This window comes from Corynebacterium sp. LaCa_205 (genome assembly GCF_057458085.1).
Map to the genome: position 1 here is coordinate 487,196 of NZ_CP190931.1, position 19,497 is coordinate 506,692.

A 19,497-nucleotide genomic window follows, 5' to 3' on the forward strand; every position below is an offset into this window, starting at 1 on the left:
GCCGTCGGCAAGCGGGGGCTAGCGGCGCATGACCTTGGAGGAGAGCCAGTTGCCGAAGAACTGGGCGGCCTGCACCAGCACGATGATGATGAGCGTGGCCACGACGGTGACTTCCCATTCGAAGGCGCGGTAGCCGTAGACGATGGCAAAGTCACCCAAGCCGCCGCCGCCGACGTAGCCGGCCATAGCGGACATGTCCACGATGGCGATAAACAGGAAGGTGTAGCCCAAAATCAGTGGGCCGAGGGCCTCCGGGACGATAACGGAGGTAATGATCTTCCACGGCGAGGCACCCATGGAGCGGGCGGCCTCGATAACGCCGGGGTCGATGGACACGAGGTTTTGTTCCACCACGCGGGCCACGGAGAAGGTCGCGGCGATCACCATGACGAAGGTGGCCGGTCCGCGGCCGATGGACCCGCCCATCACTATGACGGTCAGTGGCTGGGCAAAAGCCAGCAAGATGATGAACGGGATGGGGCGGACGAAGTTAACCAGCAGGTTGACAATGAAATAGACGAACCGGTTTTGCAGGATGCCGCCCGTGCGGGTGGTATAGAGCAGCATGCCTAGGCCAAGGCCGAGGATGCCGGAAACGATGAGGGTAGTCGAGACCATGATGAGGGTATCGACGATGGCATCGGCCAGTGAAGGGCCGAGGCGGTCCCAGTTGGCTTGGGCGAGGGTGGTGACGGTCATCGTGCAATCTCCTCAATCTGGGTGGTGGTAGAAAGCGTGCGGTAGAACTCTTCGATGGCGTTATTGTCGCCGCTAAGTCGCACGGTCAGCTTGCCAAAGGAATGCTGTTGCAGCGTGGTGATGCCGCCGTGGACGACGGCGATGGATACGCCGGCTTCCTTGAGCCGGGCGGCGGCGGTGAAAAAGCCGGATTCCTCGGTGAGGTTGATGGTAAACAGGCGGCCTTCGTGCGCGAGCAGATCGTCGGTTTCAACGACGTCGGGCTCGTTGCGCAGCGAGGTGGCTACGAACTTGGCGGCCACGGAGGTCTGTGGGTTGGAAAAGACCTCGTAGACGCTGCCTTGTTCCACGACGCGGCCGTTTTCCATCACGGCGACCTTATCGGCGATGGAGCGTACGACTTCCATCTCGTGGGTAATAACCACGATGGTGATGCCAAATTCCTTGTTTACCTGACGCAGTAGGTCGAGGACTTCCTGCGTGGTGGTGGGGTCGAGGGCGGAAGTTGCTTCGTCGGCAAGCAGCAGCGAAGGGTTGGTGGCCAGCGCACGGGCAATGCCGACGCGCTGCTTCTGGCCGCCGGAAAGCTGCTCTGGGTAGCTCTTGCCCTTGTCTCCTAGGCCGACGAAATCCAGCAGCTCTTGCACGCGCTTGGCGCGCTCCTGCTTGCCGACGCCCTGCAGCTGCAGCGGGTATTCAATATTGCCGGCTGCGGTGCGCGAGTTCATCAGGTTGAACTGTTGGAAAATCATGCCGATATTGCGGCGAATGCCGCGCAGCTTCTTTTCGGACATGCCAACGATATTGGTGTCATCAAGCAGCAGCTCTCCCGCGGACGGGGTGTCCAAGCCGTTGATCATGCGTACAAGGGTGGACTTGCCGGCGCCGGAGTAGCCAATGATGCCGACAATTTCGCCGGGCTCAATGGTCATGGAGACATGGTCGAGTGCCTTAACTCGCGCCTTTTTCTGCTTAAAGATCTTGGTGATCTCGCGGAACTCGATGCGGGTGCCGCGTTGAGTGGAATCTGCCACGTGTTTGCGTCCTTAGTTAGGAAAGTGCCAAACCCCGCCGGGGGTTCCGGCGGGGTAAAAGCAAGGGTGATTAGTCCAGATCTGCTTCGAGCTTATCTAGGATCTTCTGCAGATCCTCCTGGCTGCGCTCCACCTCGACGGAGGTGCCGGCGGAGTCTTCATCGACGCCCTCCTGGACGGCGTCGGAGTGCCATAGCTCGGCAAGCTTCTTGATGTCTTCGTTATCGGCGTCCTCCTCGCGAACGGCGAAGACGTTGATGTACGGTTCTGCTTCTTCAGAATTTGGATCGTCTTGGAAGATGGCAGTCTTCGGATCGATGCCGGCGCGCTCCAGGAAGGAGTTATTGATGATGGCTGGCGTGCCCTCGCCGTGCGCGGACGTGGTCTGTGCGGCGTCTACCGGGGTGACCTTGACCTTGGACTTCTTTTCATCAATGTCCAGCGGGGTGGGCTCCAAGTTGTCCTTGTCCTTCAGGGTAAGAAGGCCGGCCTGGACTAGCACGTTAATGGCGCGGGCCTGGTTGGTGGAGTCATTCGGGATGGCGACCTCTTCGCCCTCGATGCCGTCGAGGGAGTCGTGGTCCTTCCAAAACAGTGCTAGCGGCACGATTTCGGTGGCCACGATAGGCACCAGGTTGGTGTCATTGCCGTGGTTGTACTCCGCCAAGAACTTCAGGTGCTGGAAGTTATTGGTATCCAACTCGCCTTGATCCAGAGCCTGGTTCGGGGTGTTGTAGTCCGCGAATGGCTGGATATCAATGTCATAGCCAGCGTTTTTCGCTTCCTGCTCGAATGCTACCCACGCCTTCTTGGCGTCGTCGGTGGTGCCCACCTTGATGGACTTGGAATCATCGGAGGAGCAGGCCACCAAGCTGGTGGAAGCGATAGTTACAGCGGCGGCAGCAGCCACTACGCGACGGATCTGCATGGGGGTTCCCCTTCTTGTAGGAGTTGAAATAATTTGTCTGTTTAGCAACTTAGCAATCAGCGAACCGCTTTGTCTATTGTCGGCATCACGTCTTACGGGGTTGTATAGAACAATGATTCGATATTACGCTGTGCGGGGTGGAATTTAATGGCGGAAAAGCACTGTCGTGGTCGCGGGTGGAGCGCATTCTCTCTGGCCGCGAATCTGCCGCGCCCGTGCCGGTTAATCACCTTCATGGGCCAGCCGATTCTGCTCAGCGCGGCCATTCTGCCGTCCCCTTTGCGGAGTTGCACGCGGTAAGTTCGTATAGCTTTCTCGACGGCGCTGCTGAGCCGGAAGAGCTGGTTGGCCGGGCTGTGGAGCTGGGGCTCGAGGGGCTGGCAATCGTGGACCGCGATGGCTTTTATGGGCTCATGAAATTCGCTGAAGCCGCTGCTAAAGCGAATCTTCCGGCCGTATATGGCGCGGAACTATCGCTCGCGGAAGCGCCGGTGACCGTGTTGGCGCGCACCCCGGAAGGCTATCGCCGTTTATCGCGCCTTATTGCACACGCGCGGATGGAAGCTGGGGAGAAGGATCGGGTGGATTATCCGCCACTAGATGAGGTGGCGCGCGAGTTGGAAGGGGAGTGCTTCTTTCTGGTGGGGCCGGAAGCGTTAGCAGAAATCGATAACCTGCTCGAAAGAATAAAAATAGACAGCATAGTTCTCGAATATTCGTGCAGCATGTCCCCTGAGGATGCGGATCGGCACCGGTTCCTCGATAAATACAATAACCTGCGGGCCATCGCAACCGCACGGCCCGCGGCCGCGACTCGTGATCAGGCTCGGCTCGCCGCCGCCAAGCGCGCCTTGGCTCGCCGCGAATCCCTCGCGGCCGCTGCGCCGCACGCCCACCCCATGGGCGCCGGCTGGCTACGATCCGGCGAGCAGATGGCACAACTTTTACCTGACCGGCCGGAGCTTATTGCGGAAACTGTGCGTCTGGCTCGCGAGTGTTCCTTTACCTGGGATGCGCTTGCCCCGAACCTGCCGCACTTTCCCGTTCCGGAGGGGCATACCGAGATGAGCTGGCTGGAGCATGAGGTCTGGCGCCGTGCCAAGGAGCGTTATGCCTCGCGGCCGGCCGAGATTAAGCAGGCGGCGAAGAAGCAGATTAGGCATGAGCTGGGCGTCATCAAGCAACTGGGCTTTCCCGGCTACTTCCTAATTGTGTGCGACCTGGTGGATTTTTGTCGCCAGGAAAATATTTTGTGCCAGGGCCGCGGCTCGGCCGCTAACTCTGCGGTGTGTTTCGCACTGGGTATTACCAACGCCGAGCCCATCTCCGCGCAGCTGCTTTTTGAGCGCTTCCTTTCCCCGGACCGCGATGGCCCGCCCGATATTGATATTGATATTGAGTCCGGCCGCCGCGAGGAGGTAATCCAGTATGTCTATCGCACCCACGGCCGGGAACGCGCAGCACAGGTGGCCAATGTCATTACCTATCGCCGCAAGGGCGCGACCCGCGATGCCGCCCGCGCGCTGGGGTATCCGCAGGGCTCGGCCGATGCGTGGTCGAAGGGTACCTCCGAGCCGCCTGCCGATGTTTCCTCACTGGCTGAGCAATTCCTCGGCCAGCCCCGCCACCTAGGAATCCACTCCGGCGGCATGGTGCTGTGTGACCGCCCCATCGCGGACGTCGTGCCGATGGAATGGGCCCGCATGGAAAACCGCTCCGTGCTGCAATGGGATAAGGACGATTGTGCGGCCGCCGGCCTAGTGAAATTCGACCTGCTCGGCCTTGGCATGTTGGAGGCGCTGCACCACATGATTGACGCCGTGCGCGCTACCACCGGCCGCGAGGTGCACTTGTGGGAGCTCGACCTCGCCGAGCCGGAAGTCTATGACATGCTCTGCCGCGCCGATGCGGTGGGTGTCTTCCAGGTGGAATCTCGCGCGCAGCTAGCCACGCTGCCGCGCCTGAAGCCGCGCCGCTTCTTTGACCTGGTGGTGGAGGTCGCGCTTATTCGGCCCGGCCCCATCCAAGGCGGGTCCGTGCATCCCTACCTGCGCCGCCGCGATGGCTTGGAGGAGGTCACCTATGACCATCCCGTGTTGGAGAAATCCCTGGGCAAAACCCTGGGCATCCCGCTTTTCCAGGAACAGCTGATGCAGATTGCAGTCGATGCCGCCGGCTTTTCCGGCGCCGAGGCCGATGACCTACGCCGCGCCATGGGGTCGAAACGTTCCCCGGAAAAGATGGACGCGCTGCGCAGCCGTTTTTATGCTGGTCTGCGCGAGACTAATGGCATCGAGGGCGAGGTAGCCGATAAGCTCTGGACCAAAATTGTGGCTTTTGCCGCCTATGGTTTCCCGGAATCGCACTCGCAGTCCTTTGCCTCGCTGGTGTATTTCTCTGCGTGGTTTAAGTATCACTACCCGGCGGAATTCTGCGTGGGCCTGCTGCGCGCGCAGCCGATGGGCTTTTATTCCCCGCAGTCGCTCATCCAAGATGCCCGGCGCCACGGTGTGCGGGTGCTGCCGGTGAGTATCAATGATTCTGGTGCGCAGGCCCGGGCGACAAGGTCGGGCGAGATTCGGTTGGGCCTGAACCTCATCAAGGGGCTGGGGGAGTCTGCCGCCGAGCGCGTGGAGGCGGCCGCGCCTTTTGCTAGCGTGTCCGATCTTTCGCGCCGGGCGGATCTCAGCGTGGAGCAGGTGGAAGCGCTGGCCACGGCTGGAGCATTGGAGTGCTTGGGGCTGGATCGTCGTCAAGCGTTGTGGCAGGCCGGAGTTGCCGCCACCGAGCGCGAGGGAATGCTGCCTGGCACTTCCGCGCTGGCTGCACCGCACCTGCCTGGCATGTCCGCCTTCGAGCTTATGGCTACCGACGTCGCCTCCACCGGCGTGACCCATAACCAGCAGCCCATGGAGCTGGTGCGTGCCTCGCTTGCCGACGTCCTACCTGCTTCCCAACTTCCCCATGTTCCCGATGGCACCCGCGTGTGCATTGCCGGCATTATTACCCACCGCCAGCGCCCGCGTACCGCATCTGGCCTGACCTTTTTGGGTGTGGAGGATGAAACCGGCCTGATGAATGTGATGGTTTCACCTGGATTGTGGTCGCGGCACAAGGTGTTGGCCCGCACCGCCCGCGCAATGATTATTCGAGGCATCGTGCAAAATGCCACCGGGGCGGTCAGCGTGGTCGCGGACAAGCTCGAGCCGCTGGACTTTGGCGAATTCCTCTCCCGCGGCTCCCGCGATTTCCGCTAGTTTCCTCCGCTGCGCAGCTCGTCCGCGTTGAGCTTATTGGCCAATTCCTTGGCTACCGCAAAAGGGATCCACAGCAGTTGGGTATAGATGAGCTTGGCAAAGAAGATGGCGATACTAGCCCCCGAGGTCGCCTCCTCCACTGCAACCTGCTCCGCCCCGAGAAAGCGCAGGCCGAATGCGGTGGTGACGGCGACGAGGAAGAGCACTATAGAAATAACCACTGCGGTCTTAAGTCCTGTGTCGCGGGCGTCGGTATGCAGGCGCAGTTCGTACTCATCCATCTCCGTGGTGGGTGCGTCGAGGTGACGGATGGACTGCCGGAGCGACGTGGTGTAGATGGTGGCCGCGATACCGGCAATCGGCCATAGCAAGTTAGACAAGCTGAGCGTGAAGAAGTGCAGGGCCGCAGCCACGATGGCCAGGCCGAGGAAAATGTCGCCGGCCAGGACAAGGCGCTTGCGGCGAGAAACGGAGGCGGGGATTGGGCTAGCCATTAGGAATTCTTCCTATAGATTTCAGTGGACATGGGAGAAAATTCCTGGCGGGAAAAGATAGCCTCCACGGGGAGATCAAAGACCTCGCAGACGCGGAAAGCTAGGTCCAGGCTGGGCGAGTGGTCGCCGCGCTCAAGCGCGCCGACGGTCTGAGGATTGACGTCGATGGCCTCGGCCAACTGTGCGCGCGACATGTCCCGCTCGGCGCGCAGCACACGAACCCGGTTATAAATGGGTGCGGAGGGCTTCTTCTTTGGGGACATAAGTCAAAGTATTGCATAAACCCAACGACCTGGCAAGGGTTACTACTCGACGCCGAAGATATCCCCTGGCTGGCAGTCCAGTGCCGCGCATAATGCTGCCAGAGTGCTAAAGCGTACGGCCTTGGCCCGATTATTCTTCAGAACGGAGAGATTAACTGGAGTGATGCCGCGCTGGATGGCCCACCAATCGATGTCGAGCTGACGAGGGTACCAATGGTTTTCCGTTAAGGAAACGGTAAGTTGCCCAAGGGCTTCTCCTGATTGTTACTGTCAATAACTATGAGCGAAGAAATGAATCCCGTCTCGCCGCGGCTGGTGACCTCGCGCTATATCCACCATTTGAGCTGGATGTTTCTGCTCGCCGCGGCCGCCGCTGCAGCGGGGTTTTGGTGGACCCCGTGGTTCTACTGGGCGGCCGGCATCTTCGTCGGTCTTTTCTTCTGGCTGCTCTGGCTCATTCCCGCTCAAGTGCGCAATATGGGTTGGCTCGAAACCGACGACGAGCTGCTTATCACCCGCGGCAAGCTCTGGTACACCTTCACCGTCGTGCCCTACGGCCGCATCCAATTCGTCGACGTCACCTCCGGGCCCATCGATCGCGCCCTCGGGCTGAAAAAGCTGCAGCTCCACACGGCTTCGGCCAGCACGGATGCCACCATCAAAGGCCTAGAAGCCCCGCTTGCCGACGCCCTCCGCACCCGCCTTGCCCACCAAGCCCGCGAACGGATGAGCGGCCTATGAGCCCCCAGCCGAGCTTCCGTCGCGTCCACCGCCTTACCCCACTGTTGCGTCTGTGGTCGGTCATCCTGGCCCTCATCGCGGGCTTCGCCCTCAACGCCAACATGGAGGCCCTGCGCGATATCTTTGCCTTTATTACCGGCGAACACCGCGGCGAGGCCTTGCGTGATACCGCCCTTGCCCTCGCCGGTTTCATCGCGGTCTGCGCGGTGGTGTGGCTCGCCTCCGGCCTATGGTGGCGCCGCATGGGTTATCAGCTCGGCGCGGAAGAGCTTTCCCTGCGCCGCGGCCTCTTATCTGTCCAATTGCGCACCGCGCGCTATGACCGCACCCAGGCCGTTGACGTCGTGGAACCCGTCATCGCCCGCCTCTTTCGTCTTGCGGCCGTGCGGGTGGAAACCGCAGGCGGCCAATCATCTGTCATCGAAATCGCCTACCTCAAAAAGTCTGACGCCGAGGCCCTCCGTGATGACATCCTCGCCCGCGTTCACGGCGCTCCCACCTCCCAAACCGAGGCGCCGGCCGAGGAATCGGCTGAAGAAACGGCCGAGGAACCAGCTCTCGTGCCCGAGATCCCCATCGCCCGCTCCCTTATTGCTGCCGCGTTGCGCACGTCCACGCTTTTCCTCGTCGGCTTCCTCATCCTGGTTGTGGTTACGCGGCTGCCGCTCTCGGCCGCGCTGCCCATCCTCGTCGGCGCCCTGCCCAACGCCTGGAACGTGCTCGATTCTTCCTGGCGTTATACCGCCCGCACCGACGGCGAGGTACTCAATATCACCTACGGCCTGGCCGATCGCCGCCGCCAAAGCATTCGCCTTGACCGCATCCACGCCGTGCAGATAACTCAGCCCTTCCTCTGGCGGCCACTAGGCTGGTACGAGGTACGGGTCTCGGTGGCGGGGTATGGGGCGTCGGCAAGCGGAAAGGCTTCTGGTTCCACCCGCATCCTGCCGGTGGGCACCCTCGCCCAAGCCCGGCAATTCCTGCCGGCCGACGCCGCGCCCACCTACGCCTCGCCAGCCCGCGCCAAGTGGGTCTCCCCGCTGGACTACCGCCAACAAACCGTGGCACTTACCGGCGGCTACGTCATAGTGCGCAACGGCCGGCTCAATCGCCGCGTCAAAGCCATCCACACCTCCCATATCCAGGAGCTGACCTACCGCCGCGGGCCGATTTCCCAGGCGCTCGGCCTAGCCACCGTCGGCCTCGACCTAGTCCAGGGCCCGGTACGTATGGACGCGCGCAACCTCACGCTTGCCGACGCCACCGCACTCCTTACCCAGCTACGCTCCCGCCAACTGCCGGAGCTTAAACCGCCCCGTTAAATCCCAATTGGCGCCACGCCTCAAATACGGCCGTCGAGGCCGAATTCGACAAGTTCATTGAGCGCCTGGCCGGCACCATCGGAATGCGCACGTGGTCCGTTACGCGCGGATGATTGATGTGCTCCTCTGGCAGGCCGGTCGGCTCCGTGCCAAAGAGTAGGACATCGCCTTCTTGGTATTCGATATCCGTAAACCACTTATCCGTATGCGTGGTAAAAGCGAAGACGCGCGCGCCCGGCACCGCATCCATGCAGGCCTGGAAGTCCTTGTGAATCTGCACATCGGCCAAATCGTGATAATCCAGACCGGCGCGCTTTAAGTGCTTATCGTCGAAATTGAAACCCAGCGGCTCAATCAGGTGCAGGCTCGCACCCGTCACCGCGGCCGTGCGAATCGCGTTGCCCGTATTAGTAGGGATGACTGGGTTATCAAAGACAATGTGCAGCTGGCTCATGCCTTCAGTCTAGGATGGTGGCTATGAGCGCTACCAAACTAGATGGCACACTGTACCGCGACGAGATTTTTTCCGACCTTGCCCAGCGCGTGTCCGCGCTGAAGGAGAAGGGGATTACCCCTGGCCTGGCGACCGTCCTCGTAGGTGAGGATCCGGGCTCCCAATCCTATGTGAAGATGAAACATCGTGACTGTGAAAAGCTTGGCATCAACTCCATCCGCAAGGACCTGCCGGCCGATATCACCCAGGAAGAACTAGAAGCCGTCATCGATGAGCTCAACGCCGATGATGCCTGCACCGGCTACATCGTCCAGTTGCCGCTGCCTAAGCACCTGGATGAAAACGCCATCCTCGAGCGCATTGACCCCGCCAAGGATGCCGATGGCCTGCACCCAGTCAACCTGGGCAAGCTCGTGCTCAACGAGGAGGCGCCCTTGCCGTGCACCCCGAACGGCTGCCTGCATCTGCTGCGCCGCTTCGGCGTCGAGCTCAACGGCGCCAAGACCGTGGTCATCGGCCGTGGTGTTACCGTAGGCCGCCCCATCGGCCTGATGCTTACCCGCCGCAGCGAGAACTCCACCGTCACGCTGTGCCACACCGGCACCAAGGACTTGGCCGCTGAGACCCGCGAGGCCGATATCGTCATTGCCGCCGCCGGCCAGCCCCACATGCTCACCGCGGACATGATTAAGGAAGGCGCCGCGCTTCTCGACGTCGGAGTCTCCCGCGTCGACGGCAAGCTCACCGGCGACATTCACCCAGATTGCTGGGATAAGGCCGGGTTCGTCTCTCCGAACCCAGGTGGCGTCGGCCCGCTGACCCGTGCCTTCCTGGTACGCAATATCGTCGAACGCGCGGAAAAGTTGGCGTGAATCTAGATAATCCGCACGACGCCGAGCTCGCGCCCTCCCCACTGCCGCCTGCCGCGCAGTGGGCAGCAATTGGCATCTTCGTGGCCGGCGTGGTTATCTCCGGCGGCTATGCTGTCTTCGAATACTGGCGCCGGGCCACGTTCCTCCTCGGCCTGGCCTTGCTGTGGCTCACCGTGGTCCGACTGACGTGTGATTCCAGCCGCGTCGGCGTGCTGGCCGTACGCTCGCGCCGCTTTGACGCCTGCTTTACCGGCTTAGTCGGCGCCGTGATGGCCTTTCTGGCCTTTTCTGTGGACGCGCTCGGTAGCTAGTTATCCACAGGTTTTTGTAGAGCCTTCACCTAACTCGGCCCGAAAGGGTGTGGTTCGGGCGGTTATCCACAGGCTCTGGGCCACCACCGCGCGCCGTTATGCACGGCCGGCTTAGGTTCGGTGCCATGATTTCGAACTACCTGGCTGCCGTGAACTCCCCGATGGTGCTCATCGAGGAGTGCGTTGGGCTGTCGGTAGAAGAGCTCGTCGATAAGGGCTTTAGTGATCGCGAGGCCGCCGAGTTTGCCCGCCTGGCCGATACTTACTTCGGCCGCACCGCCTTTGGTGCTAAACAGCGCGCCGCCCGCCGCACTTCGCTGCCGCTCGACGCGCTGAAAATTATCGAGCACTTCGCACAGAAGATGAAAACCCAGCGGGCGGCCTGGGCATTGCGCGAGGAACTATGTGCCCTGCGCCTTTCCACCAGCGAAATTGATAAGCACGCCCGTCGCCTAGTGCGCGAGGAGCGTACCACCAAGCGCTCCGAAGGCGTGCGCCTGACCCGCCGCCGCGATGACCTGTGGACCCTGACAATTACCGCCGAGTCCGAGTTGGTTGCAGAAATTAATAACCACGTCTCCACCGTCGCCGATGCTCGTCGCGTCTTTGCCGAGGGCGCCTCTACCTCCACAATCACCACCAATGTGGTGCTCAACCTGAATGAGATGGTGAAGGTCACCCACGGCGAGGACGTCACCTTGCAGCTGACCAACGGCGCCCAGATATCTGGTGCGGATCTTGTCCGCCGCGCGCTTGCCGACGTCGGCCTTATCACCCTCATTCACCCCGTCACCGGCCCCGTCAACCTTTATCAATCGCGGCGCTTGGCTACATGGAAGCAACGCCAAATGGCGATGGCAGAAAACCCGGTGTGCCCGTGGCCCGACTGCCACACGCCGGCGGATGAATGCCAAGTCCACCATCTCACCCCGTGGCTGCTCGGCGGCGATACGAATCCCGAAAACCTCACCATCGCGTGCAAGTATCACAATGCTGTGAACGACGATGACCCGAATGCGCCGCCGCGTCGCGGCCGGCTCGAGCGCCGTCCTAGAGAAGGCATCGTGTGGCGCCCGCCTTGGGCGAAGCCACCCGACGATCGCTGAGCCGCTTCGTCCCTTCGCCGCCCCAGCGCAGCGCATAGTGCGCGCTGCGCGGCTTTGGCGATCCTTGCTGCCGCGAGTTTTTTAAATCGAGTACTCGGTGGGATCGCCTGCCGCTGCATCAATGCGTGGGTCCGGCTGGGAAAGTCTAAGGAAGTTGCGCAGTATGCGATCCATTTGGCGTGACTCGGTAAGGAAGGCGTCGTGGCCTACCGGGGAGACCACCTTGGCCATAGCCAATAGATTTCCCAGATTGCGCGAGATATGTTCTTGCTGGTGATACGGGTACAAGATGTCCGTGTCTACTCCTACGACCATTGTAGGTACCTTGGATGATCCCAGCGCGCGGTTGAGCCCACCGCGGTCACGGCCGATATCGTGGCGGTTGAGCGCCTCGGTGAGAGTGACATAGGAGCCGGCATCGAAGCGGTCGGCCAGCTTGATTCCTTGGTAATCCAGGTAGGAGTTAACGGCAAAGCGATTATCGCGGCGACGGTAAGGCCCGAGCGGGTTCTCGCCGGTCTGTGCATGAACGCCGAAGCGCTCGTCAATTTCTTGTTCGCCGCGGTAGGTCAGGTGCGCAATGCGGCGCGCGGCCGCCAGCCCCTCGCGCGGGCGCTGGGCGGAAGCGTAATAATCGCCGCCGTGCCAGAACGAATCTTGCTCGATGGCCGCGATTTGCGCCGACTGGATGCCAATCTGCCAAGCAGAGGCGCGGGCCGAAACGGCAATGACGCAGGCTGCGTCGAGGAAATCGGGGTGCATCAGTGTCCACTCCAGCGTGCGCGCGCCACCCATTGAGCCGCCGATGACGGCATGCACGTGGGTGATGCCAAGTTCATGCAAAGCGGCACGCTCGGCCGCAACGAGGTCGCGCACGGAAAGCGCGGGAAAACGCGAACCCCAAGCACGGCCATCGTCTGGGTGCGGAGAAGCCGGGCCGGTAGAGCCTGCGCAGCCGCCCAGTGCATTGGTAGCGATAATGCACCACTTCGTCGTATCCAGCGCCTTGCCGGGGCCTACTAGGTCGGCCCACCACTCGGCCACATTCGAGTCCCCGGTTAGCGCGTGTTCGACCAGGATGACGTTATTGGCCCCATGCGGATCGCCGAGAAGGTGGCCGAAGCGGTGGTAGGCAATGTGGGCGTCGGCAAGCGTGGCGCCGGCTTCGGTGTGGAAATCGCCGATGCTAACTAGCTTCATACCAGCGCGTTAAAGCCCAGCTCGAGGTCCGCGATGATGTCATCGATGTACTCGATGCCCACGGACAGGCGGATAGTGGATTGAGTAATGCCGGCCGCTGCCAGCGCAGGTTCATCGGATTGCGAGTGCGTGGTGGTTGCCGGATGCACGGCCAGGGAGCGGGTATCGCCGATATTGGCGAGGTTGGAGTGGAGCTTGAGGGCGTCGATAAACGCCCAGGCTTCTTCGCGGCCGCCGTCGATGTCGAAGGAGAGCACGGAGCCGGTATAGGCATAGCCGAGCTTTTCCTTGGTGGCCTTATACGGCGAGGAGTCGAGGCCGGCGTAGTTGACCTTGGTGACCTTGGCGTGGCCTTCCAGGTACTCGGCGACGGCTTGGGCGTTGGCATTGTGCTTTTCGACGCGCAGCCCCACCGTCTCAATTCCATTCAGCGTCAGCCAGGCGTTGAAGGGGGAGATGGCGGCGCCGGTATCGCGCAGCAGGCCGGCGCGGGCCTTGAGCGCGAAGGCCGAAGCGCCGAGGTCGGCGTATTTGAGTCCGTGGTAGGCCTCATCCGGGGTGACGAAGTAGGGGAATACGGGCTCGCCGTTGCGGGTGACGGTCCAGTCGAAGGAGCCGCCGTCGATAATCGCGCCGCCGACGGCCGAGCCATTGCCGGTATAGAACTTGGTGGTGGAGACCACGACGATGTCCGCGCCGAGGTCCAGCGGCCGGGCGAGGGCGGCGGTGGCGATGGTGTTATCCACGATGAGCGGGACCTGGTTATTGTGGGCAACCTCGGCGATGGCGGGAATATCAAGGACATCAGCCACGGGGTTGCCGAAGGTCTCGCCATAGAATGCCTTGGTATTTGGCTGAACGGCGTCTTGCCAGGAGGCCGGGTCGTCCGGGTCCTCGACGAGGGTGACGTCGATGCCTAGGCGCTTGAGCGTGACGGTAAAGAGGGTGGAGGTGCCGCCGTAGAGACGCGGGGAAGTCACGATGTGGTCGCCGGCCGAGGCGAGGTTCAAAATGGCCGCGGTTTCGGCGGCCTGGCCGGAAGCGAAGGCAACGGCCGCGACGCCGCCCTCGAGGGAAGCGAGGCGTTCTTCCAGCGCGTCCTGGGTGGGGTTGGTCAGGCGGGTGTAGATGGGGCCGGCGTCGGAAAGATTAAAGCGGTTGGCCGCGTGCTCGGCATCGTTAAAAACGTAGGAGGTGGTCTGGTAAATCGGCACATTGCGGGCGTTGTGGTGCCCGTCGAGGTTTTGGCCTGCGTGTACAGAGCGGGTAGCGAAGGACCAGTTGGAATTGGAGTTATCGTATTTCGTCGTCATGCTTGGCAAGACTAGACCAAGCGGTATATATAGCGAACGATTTTGTGGAAACGCGCTGGCAGCCGTGAGAATAAAAATAGACCAAGCGGTCGGTGTGGAGCTTGGTCTGGTGGGGTGTCTTTCTTAGCTGCGGCGGTCGTGTTCCTCGAGCTGATTAGCAATGCGGCTAGTATTCGCGCGGGTGTCATTGCTATTGCGCACGAGCTTGACCACGAGGGCGATAATTCCAGCGAGGATAAGGACGAAAACGAGGATGAGAAGGAGCTCAATCGGACCTAAAGACATCTATTACCTTTCGTTTATAAACGTGGGCTTTACGGTATCACCCCTGTAAAGCCGCCGCGACTGCAGAAAGGCTTTCGCGTAGCTCGGTATCGCTGAGGTGGCCGAAGCCGAGTACGACGCCGTCTTCAGCTTCGGCCCCGCCCCAATAATCGCGCAGCGGGGTGAGTTTGATGCCGCGGGCGGCGGCGCGGGGGACAACGGCCGGGTCGCACAGTAGGACCGCGTGGAGTCCACCGTGGATGGGAAGGAGCTGGGTGCCATCAATGGAGCCAAGCGCTTCGGCCACTAGGTTGCGGCGGCGTTTATAGGTGCGGCGCATGCGGCCGGTGTGGCGTCGTAAAGCGCCGCTGGCAAGGTAGTGGGCGAGCGCGGCCTGGGGGATGGAGCCGACGGGTTGGCCGAAGATATCGCGCACACGGTCCACGGCCGGGCGCAAGCGTGGCGGGAGGACGAGGTAACCGCATGCAATCGAGGGGGAAATGACGGAGGAAAAAGTCCCGAGTAGCACGGTGTGTTCTGGGGCGAGCGCGGCCAGGGCGGGAAGTGGCTGGCCGACGTAGCGCAGCTCGGAGTCGAAGTCGTCCTCGATGAGGAGGGCGTCATGTGCGCGGGCCCATTCGACGAGCTCTGCGCGCCGGGCTGCAGGCAGGGAGCCGCCGTAGGGATATTGATGGCTGGGGGTGACGATGAGGGCGTCGAGGTCGGCGGTGGGAACAGTGACGCCGTCGCGGCCGGTGGGGATTTCCAGCAGCGTGTGGCCGAGGGCCTGGGGGACTCGGCGCAGGCTAGGGTAGCCGGGTGATTCCACGCCCACACGTAGCTGGCGGCCGAGGGCGCGCAGGAGTACCGAAAGGCCATCGCGGGCACCGGCTGTGATGAGGATGCGGGTTGGGTCGACGTTAAGCCCGCGCATGTGGCGCAGGTGCGCGGCGACCTCGCGGGGAAGGTCGCCGGAGGGGTCGACGGCCGCAGCGCGCCACGCGGCCCTCCATTCAGGGGTGAGGATTCCCGCGGTGTCGGGCAGTCCGGGCGTCAGTGACACCAGCTCGGGCTCGGCGGCCGGTATGGGGGCCGGCTCCGGGCGCGGGGCGCGGGCGTGGGGGAGCAGCGGGTTGATGACGGTGCCGGAGCCAACCTCGGCCGTAAGGTATCCCTCGGCCGTGAGTTGCTCGTAGGCGGTGACTACGCTGCCTCGGGAAACGCCGAGCTGCGAAGCCAAGTTGCGGGTCGAGGGAACGCGCTCGCCGGGCCGGAGGACGCCGGCGGCAACCTGGGTGCGCAGGGCCGCGGCGATTTGCACGGGCAGCGGCCGCGTATCAGAGGGATCGAGGCGGAGAGGCACTCCTTCATCATAAGTGGTCTAATCCAACACGCTGAAAATGGCTCTTGTCTTGTACCAATTGTGTGGGCCACTATGTGACCTATGACTGAACAGGTAAATGAACAAGGACGCGCCACTACGCGCGTGAAGCGAGGACTAGCCGATATGTTGAAAGGCGGCGTCATCATGGACGTCGTCACGCCGGAGCAGGCGCGCATCGCGGAGGATGCGGGTGCGTCGGCAGTCATGGCGCTCGAGCGCGTGCCGGCCGATATCCGTGCGCAGGGCGGGGTGGCCCGCATGTCGGACCCAGAACTAATTGAGGGCATCGTCGAGGCGGTGGACATCCCGGTCATGGCCAAGGCCCGCATCGGCCACTTTGTGGAGGCTCAGATCCTCGGCGAGCTGGGTGTGGACTTCATCGATGAGTCCGAGGTGCTCAGCCCGGCCGATTATGTCAACCACATCAATAAGTGGGACTTCGACGTGCCATTCGTGTGTGGCGCGACCAACCTGGGTGAGGCGCTGCGCCGCATCACCGAGGGTGCGGCCATGATTCGTTCCAAGGGCGAGGCCGGCACGGGCGATGTCTCGGAGGCCGTGAAGCACCTGCGCACGATTAAGGCCGAGATTGCCCGCCTGCGCCACCTGGATCGCGATGAGCTCTACGTCGCGGCCAAGGAGCTGCAGGCGCCGTACGACCTGGTCGCAGAGGTTGCGGAGACCGGCAAGCTCCCGGTTGTGCTTTTTGTTGCCGGTGGCGTGGCCACGCCTGCCGACGCCGCCCTTGTCCGCCAGATGGGCGCCGAAGGTGTCTTTGTCGGCTCGGGCATCTTCAAGTCCGGCGAGCCCGCCAAGCGTGCGGAGGCCATCGTCAAGGCGGCGACCCTCTACGACCAGCCCGCCGAACTAGCCAAGCTCTCCCGCGGCCTGGGCGAGGCCATGGTGGGCATCAATGTCAACGACGTGCCCGCGCCGCACCGCCTGGCTGAGCGCGGATGGTAGCCACCGTTGGGGTGCTGGCGCTGCAGGGCGGCGTCGAGGAGCACCTGCGCATTCTTGATGAGCTCGGTGTTGCTACTCGCCGGGTGCGGGTGCCGCGGGACCTGGACGGGCTCGACGGGCTGGTGATTCCGGGCGGCGAGTCGAGTGTCATCGACAAGCTGGCGCGCAGCTTCGATCTGGCCGAGCCGCTGCGCGACGCCGCAGCTGCAGGCCTGCCCGTGCTCGCGACCTGCGCTGGGCTCATCTACTGTGCCCGCGAGCTCGATAACCCCGCGCCGGGCCAGCAGACCTTGGGCCTGCTGGATGTGACGGTGCGGCGCAATGCCTTTGGCAACCAGCGTTTTTCCGCCGAGCGGACAGTGGACGTGGTCGTTGCTAAAGACCAGTCGCTGCCGATTGAGGCGAGCTTTATCCGCGCACCGCTGGTCACCCGCGTAGGCGAGGGCGTCGAGGTCATCGCGACGGCGCCGGGCGAGGACGGCGACGCGGTGGTCGGTGTGCGCCAAGGCCGCGTGACGGCGCTGAGCTTTCACCCAGAAGAAAATGGCGACGCTCGCGTGCACGCCGCCTGGCTCGATAGCTTCTAAATCTGCGCGCATACCAAAGCCGCCCCGCAGCGAATTGATGAACGCTGCGGGGCGGCTTTTGCCTGGGAAGAATTACTTCTTCAGTCCGTCAATGATCTCGTTGAACCTAGCAACTGGGCGCATGACGGCAGAGGTCTTCTCGTCATTTGGCCAGTAGTAGCCGCCGAGGTCGGCGGGGCTGCCCTGGGCGTCTACAAGCGCCTGGGCGATCTCGTCTGCCTGGGAGGACAGCTGGGAAGCCACGTCCTTGAAGGCTGCGGCGAGATCGGCATCATCGGTCTGGTTAGCCAGCTCTTCGGCCCAGAAGGTGGCCAGGAAGAAGTGGGAACCGCGGTTGTCGATTTCGCCTACCTTGCGGGACGGGGACTTGCCCTCATTGAGTAGGCGCTCGGTGGCCTTGTCCAAGGTAGCGGCTAGGACGCCGGCTTTCTCGTTGCCGTTGGTCTGCTTTTCGTGGCGGAAGGACTCGGCCAGGGCCAGGAACTCGCCGAGGGAATCCCAGCGCAGGTGGTTTTCTTCTTCTACCTGCTGGACGTGCTTCGGGGCGGAGCCGCCGGCACCGGTCTCGAAGAGGCCGCCACCTGCCATGAGTGGAACCACAGATAGCATCTTGGCGGAGGTGCCCAGCTCGAGGATGGGGAAGAGGTCCGTGTTGTAGTCACGCAGCACGTTGCCGGTAACGGAGATGGTGTCCTCGCCGCGGCGGATGCGCTCGATGGAGGTCTTGGTAGCGGTTACCGGGTCCTCGATGGAGATGTCTAGGCCCTCGGTGTCGTGGTCCTTAAGGTACTTCTCCACTAGGGACTTGATGTTGCGGTCGTGGCCGCGCTCTGGGTCGAGCCAGAAGATGGTCTTCATGCCGGACAGGCGAGCGCGGTTGACGGCGAGCTTGACCCAGTCCTGGATCGGGGCATCCTTGGTCTGGCAGGCGCGCCAGATATCGCCTTCCTCCACGTCGTGGGAGATGAGGACCTCGCCCTGGGAGTTGCGAACCTCAACAGTGCCCGCGGCCGGGATCTTGAAGGTCTTATTGTGGGAGCCGTACTCCTCGGCCTTCTGCGCCATCAGGCCAACGTTCGGCACGGTACCCATGGTGGTCGGGTCGAAGGCACCATTTTCCTTGCAGTCCTCGATAACAGCCTGGTACACGCCAGCGTAGGAGGAATCCGGAATGACGGCGAGGGTGTCCTGCTCCTCGTCGTTCTTATTCCACATGTGGCCGGAGGTACGGATCATGGCGGGCATGGAGGCGTCAATAATGACGTCGGAAGGCACGTGCAGGTTGGTGATGCCCTTGTGGGAGTTGACCATGGCAAGGTCGGGGCCGTCGGAAAGCGCGGCATCGAAAGCGGCCTTGATTTCTTCGCCATTGTCCAGGTTCTTCAGGCCCTCGTAGATAGCGCCCAAGCCGTTCTCGCCGTTGAGGCCGGCAGCCAGCAGCTCCTCGCCATACTTGTCATATACATCAGCAAAGAAAGCGCGGACGACGTGGCCGAAGAGGATGGGGTCAGAGACCTTCATCATGGTGGCCTTCAGATGGGTGGAAAAGAGCACGCCCTCTTCCTTGGCGCGCTTGACCTGTGCGATGAGGAACTCATCCAGAGCCTTGGCGGACATGAAGGTGCCGTCGATGACCTCGCCCTTGAGAACCGGCAACTCCGGCAGCAGGGTCTGCTCGCCGTCGGCGGTCTTAAGGACGATGGACAAGGTGTCCTCGTTTTCCAGGATGACGGACTTTTCATTGTGGCGGAAGTCGTTGTCCGCCATGGTGGCAACGTTGGTCTTGGAGTCCTTGGACCACTCACCCATGCGGTGCGGGTGCTTCTTGACAAAGTTCTTCACGGCCTCCGGTGCGCGGCGGTCGGAGTTGCCCTCACGCAGCACCGGGTTAACAGCGGAGCCCTTGACGGAATCGTAGCGGGTAGCGATGTCCTTTTCTTCCTCGGTGGAAGGGTTATCCGGGTAATCAGGCAGGTCGTAGCCGGCAGCCTGCAGCTCCGCGATGGCCTTCTTCAGCTGCACCAGGGAAGCGGAAATATTCGGCAGCTTGATGATATTTGCTTCCGGAGTCTTGGCCATCTTGCCCAGCTCTGCCAAGGCGTCTTCGACCTTCTGCTCTTCGGTCAGGCGCTCTGGGAACTGCGCGGCGATGCGGGCGGCCAGCGAAATATCTCGGGTTTCTACGTCAATGCCCGCAGTAGAAGCGAAGGCCTCCACGATGGGCTTGAGGGAGTAGGTCGCCAGCAGCGGCGCCTCATCGGTACGGGTCCACGTAATCTTTGCCATGATTCTCCTAATTAACGTT

General features: G+C 62.3%; 20 protein-coding genes. 8 read left to right on the forward strand and 12 right to left on the reverse strand.

Annotated elements, in window-relative coordinates; all coding sequences use genetic code 11:
• Positions 1 to 18 precede the first annotated feature (18 nt).
• The 3 genes from ACP8J1_RS02475 to ACP8J1_RS02485 all read right to left on the reverse strand — a co-directional run bounded on the left by ACP8J1_RS02475 (position 19) and on the right by ACP8J1_RS02485 (position 2,661).
• Complete coding sequence (locus tag ACP8J1_RS02475) at positions 19 to 699, reverse strand: methionine ABC transporter permease (protein WP_023020640.1); 681 nt, start codon at positions 697 to 699, stop codon at positions 19 to 21.
• Complete coding sequence (locus tag ACP8J1_RS02480; RefSeq protein ID WP_023020641.1) at positions 696 to 1,733, reverse strand: methionine ABC transporter ATP-binding protein; 1,038 nt, start codon at positions 1,731 to 1,733, stop codon at positions 696 to 698. Before ACP8J1_RS02480 ends, ACP8J1_RS02475 begins: the two co-directional genes overlap by 4 nt.
• Before the next feature lie 70 nt (positions 1,734 to 1,803).
• The gene (locus ACP8J1_RS02485; protein ID WP_023020642.1) at positions 1,804 to 2,661 is read right to left on the reverse strand and encodes a MetQ/NlpA family ABC transporter substrate-binding protein; all 858 of its coding nucleotides are present in this window, start codon (positions 2,659 to 2,661) and stop codon (positions 1,804 to 1,806) included.
• Between the two features lie 137 nt (positions 2,662 to 2,798).
• Between ACP8J1_RS02485 and ACP8J1_RS02490 the strand changes: the two genes are divergently transcribed.
• Entirely contained in the window at positions 2,799 to 5,918 is a 3,120-nt protein-coding gene (locus ACP8J1_RS02490) for an error-prone DNA polymerase (protein WP_023020643.1), read from the forward strand.
• On the opposite strand, the gene ACP8J1_RS02495 is transcribed toward ACP8J1_RS02490, so the two are convergent.
• Genes ACP8J1_RS02495 through ACP8J1_RS02505 form a run of 3 tightly spaced genes read right to left on the reverse strand, consistent with a single transcriptional unit; the run spans position 5,915 to position 6,867 of the window.
• A complete protein-coding gene (locus tag ACP8J1_RS02495) occupies positions 5,915 to 6,412 on the reverse strand; it encodes a hypothetical protein (protein WP_023020644.1) in 498 nt (165 codons plus the stop codon). The genes ACP8J1_RS02490 and ACP8J1_RS02495 overlap by 4 nt on opposite strands.
• The gene (locus ACP8J1_RS02500; RefSeq protein ID WP_023020645.1) at positions 6,412 to 6,675 is read right to left on the reverse strand and encodes a helix-turn-helix transcriptional regulator; all 264 of its coding nucleotides are present in this window, start codon (positions 6,673 to 6,675) and stop codon (positions 6,412 to 6,414) included. The genes ACP8J1_RS02495 and ACP8J1_RS02500 overlap by 1 nt, the downstream gene beginning before the upstream one ends.
• Before the next feature lie 42 nt (positions 6,676 to 6,717).
• A complete protein-coding gene (locus ACP8J1_RS02505; RefSeq protein ID WP_080972300.1) occupies positions 6,718 to 6,867 on the reverse strand; it encodes a helix-turn-helix domain-containing protein in 150 nt (49 codons plus the stop codon).
• Positions 6,868 to 6,954: 87 nt separating this feature from the next.
• Here ACP8J1_RS02505 and ACP8J1_RS02510 point away from each other — a divergent pair, with 87 nt between their 5' ends.
• Positions 6,955 to 7,416: a PH domain-containing protein gene (locus ACP8J1_RS02510; RefSeq protein ID WP_084278972.1), complete on the forward strand. Its 462-nt coding sequence runs from the start codon at positions 6,955 to 6,957 to the stop codon at positions 7,414 to 7,416.
• Positions 7,413 to 8,738, forward strand: coding sequence for a PH domain-containing protein (locus tag ACP8J1_RS02515; RefSeq protein ID WP_023027814.1), 1,326 nt, complete (start codon positions 7,413 to 7,415; stop codon positions 8,736 to 8,738). The genes ACP8J1_RS02510 and ACP8J1_RS02515 overlap by 4 nt, the downstream gene beginning before the upstream one ends.
• Here the strand turns inward: ACP8J1_RS02515 and ACP8J1_RS02520 are convergent.
• The gene (locus ACP8J1_RS02520; protein WP_023020648.1) at positions 8,722 to 9,192 is read right to left on the reverse strand and encodes a tRNA (cytidine(34)-2'-O)-methyltransferase; all 471 of its coding nucleotides are present in this window, start codon (positions 9,190 to 9,192) and stop codon (positions 8,722 to 8,724) included. The genes ACP8J1_RS02515 and ACP8J1_RS02520 overlap by 17 nt on opposite strands.
• Before the next feature lie 23 nt (positions 9,193 to 9,215).
• Between ACP8J1_RS02520 and ACP8J1_RS02525 the strand changes: the two genes are divergently transcribed.
• The 3 genes from ACP8J1_RS02525 to ACP8J1_RS02535 all read left to right on the forward strand — a co-directional run bounded on the left by ACP8J1_RS02525 (position 9,216) and on the right by ACP8J1_RS02535 (position 11,481).
• Positions 9,216 to 10,064 carry a bifunctional methylenetetrahydrofolate dehydrogenase/methenyltetrahydrofolate cyclohydrolase gene (locus ACP8J1_RS02525; RefSeq protein ID WP_023020649.1) on the forward strand — a complete coding sequence of 283 codons (849 nt, stop codon included), beginning with the start codon at positions 9,216 to 9,218 and terminating at the stop codon, positions 10,062 to 10,064.
• Positions 10,061 to 10,375 (forward strand): DUF3017 domain-containing protein, encoded by a 315-nt coding sequence (locus tag ACP8J1_RS02530; protein ID WP_023020650.1) that lies wholly within the window; start codon positions 10,061 to 10,063, stop codon positions 10,373 to 10,375. The genes ACP8J1_RS02525 and ACP8J1_RS02530 overlap by 4 nt, the downstream gene beginning before the upstream one ends.
• A gap of 125 nt (positions 10,376 to 10,500) precedes the next feature.
• The gene (locus tag ACP8J1_RS02535) at positions 10,501 to 11,481 is read left to right on the forward strand and encodes an HNH endonuclease signature motif containing protein (protein WP_023020651.1); all 981 of its coding nucleotides are present in this window, start codon (positions 10,501 to 10,503) and stop codon (positions 11,479 to 11,481) included.
• Positions 11,482 to 11,562: 81 nt separating this feature from the next.
• On the opposite strand, the gene metX is transcribed toward ACP8J1_RS02535, so the two are convergent.
• The 4 genes from metX to pdxR form a co-directional block, all read right to left on the reverse strand.
• Positions 11,563 to 12,681, reverse strand: a complete 1,119-nt coding sequence (metX, locus tag ACP8J1_RS02540; protein WP_023020652.1) for a homoserine O-acetyltransferase MetX — start codon at positions 12,679 to 12,681, stop codon at positions 11,563 to 11,565.
• On the reverse strand, positions 12,678 to 13,994 hold the full coding sequence (locus ACP8J1_RS02545) for an O-acetylhomoserine/O-acetylserine sulfhydrylase (protein WP_023020653.1): 1,317 nt from the start codon (positions 13,992 to 13,994) through the stop codon (positions 12,678 to 12,680). The genes metX and ACP8J1_RS02545 overlap by 4 nt, the downstream gene beginning before the upstream one ends.
• A gap of 123 nt (positions 13,995 to 14,117) precedes the next feature.
• Positions 14,118 to 14,279 carry a hypothetical protein gene (locus ACP8J1_RS02550; RefSeq protein WP_023020654.1) on the reverse strand — a complete coding sequence of 54 codons (162 nt, stop codon included), beginning with the start codon at positions 14,277 to 14,279 and terminating at the stop codon, positions 14,118 to 14,120.
• 37 nt (positions 14,280 to 14,316) lie between these two features.
• Positions 14,317 to 15,621: a MocR-like pyridoxine biosynthesis transcription factor PdxR gene (gene pdxR / locus ACP8J1_RS02555; protein WP_023020655.1), complete on the reverse strand. Its 1,305-nt coding sequence runs from the start codon at positions 15,619 to 15,621 to the stop codon at positions 14,317 to 14,319.
• A gap of 81 nt (positions 15,622 to 15,702) precedes the next feature.
• Between pdxR and pdxS the strand changes: the two genes are divergently transcribed.
• Positions 15,703 to 16,605: a pyridoxal 5'-phosphate synthase lyase subunit PdxS gene (gene pdxS, locus ACP8J1_RS02560; RefSeq protein ID WP_023020656.1), complete on the forward strand. Its 903-nt coding sequence runs from the start codon at positions 15,703 to 15,705 to the stop codon at positions 16,603 to 16,605.
• Positions 16,599 to 17,192, forward strand: a complete 594-nt coding sequence (gene pdxT / locus ACP8J1_RS02565) for a pyridoxal 5'-phosphate synthase glutaminase subunit PdxT (protein ID WP_023020657.1) — start codon at positions 16,599 to 16,601, stop codon at positions 17,190 to 17,192. Before pdxS ends, pdxT begins: the two co-directional genes overlap by 7 nt.
• Positions 17,193 to 17,264: 72 nt before the next feature.
• Here the strand turns inward: pdxT and ACP8J1_RS02570 are convergent, their stop codons facing one another.
• Positions 17,265 to 19,478 carry an NADP-dependent isocitrate dehydrogenase gene (locus tag ACP8J1_RS02570; protein WP_023020658.1) on the reverse strand — a complete coding sequence of 738 codons (2,214 nt, stop codon included), beginning with the start codon at positions 19,476 to 19,478 and terminating at the stop codon, positions 17,265 to 17,267.
• Between the last annotated feature and the right edge of the window lie 19 nt (positions 19,479 to 19,497).

Coding starts and splice junctions, on each gene's coding strand:
- ACP8J1_RS02485 (WP_023020642.1), bottom strand. CDS start 2,661: ATGCAGATCCGTCGCGTAGTGGCTGCTGCCGCCGCTGTAACTATCGCT.
- ACP8J1_RS02495 (WP_023020644.1), bottom strand. CDS start 6,412: ATGGCTAGCCCAATCCCCGCCTCCGTTTCTCGCCGCAAGCGCCTTGTC.
- ACP8J1_RS02500 (WP_023020645.1), bottom strand. CDS start 6,675: ATGTCCCCAAAGAAGAAGCCCTCCGCACCCATTTATAACCGGGTTCGT.
- ACP8J1_RS02520 (WP_023020648.1), bottom strand. CDS start 9,192: ATGAGCCAGCTGCACATTGTCTTTGATAACCCAGTCATCCCTACTAAT.
- ACP8J1_RS02545 (WP_023020653.1), bottom strand. CDS start 13,994: ATGACGACGAAATACGATAACTCCAATTCCAACTGGTCCTTCGCTACC.
- ACP8J1_RS02475 (WP_023020640.1), bottom strand. CDS start 699: ATGACCGTCACCACCCTCGCCCAAGCCAACTGGGACCGCCTCGGCCCT.
- pdxT (WP_023020657.1), top strand. CDS start 16,599: ATGGTAGCCACCGTTGGGGTGCTGGCGCTGCAGGGCGGCGTCGAGGAG.
- ACP8J1_RS02550 (WP_023020654.1), bottom strand. CDS start 14,279: ATGTCTTTAGGTCCGATTGAGCTCCTTCTCATCCTCGTTTTCGTCCTT.
- metX (WP_023020652.1), bottom strand. CDS start 12,681: ATGAAGCTAGTTAGCATCGGCGATTTCCACACCGAAGCCGGCGCCACG.
- ACP8J1_RS02525 (WP_023020649.1), top strand. CDS start 9,216: ATGAGCGCTACCAAACTAGATGGCACACTGTACCGCGACGAGATTTTT.
- ACP8J1_RS02510 (WP_084278972.1), top strand. CDS start 6,955: ATGAGCGAAGAAATGAATCCCGTCTCGCCGCGGCTGGTGACCTCGCGC.
- ACP8J1_RS02535 (WP_023020651.1), top strand. CDS start 10,501: ATGATTTCGAACTACCTGGCTGCCGTGAACTCCCCGATGGTGCTCATC.
- ACP8J1_RS02570 (WP_023020658.1), bottom strand. CDS start 19,478: ATGGCAAAGATTACGTGGACCCGTACCGATGAGGCGCCGCTGCTGGCG.
- pdxS (WP_023020656.1), top strand. CDS start 15,703: ATGACTGAACAGGTAAATGAACAAGGACGCGCCACTACGCGCGTGAAG.
- ACP8J1_RS02515 (WP_023027814.1), top strand. CDS start 7,413: ATGAGCCCCCAGCCGAGCTTCCGTCGCGTCCACCGCCTTACCCCACTG.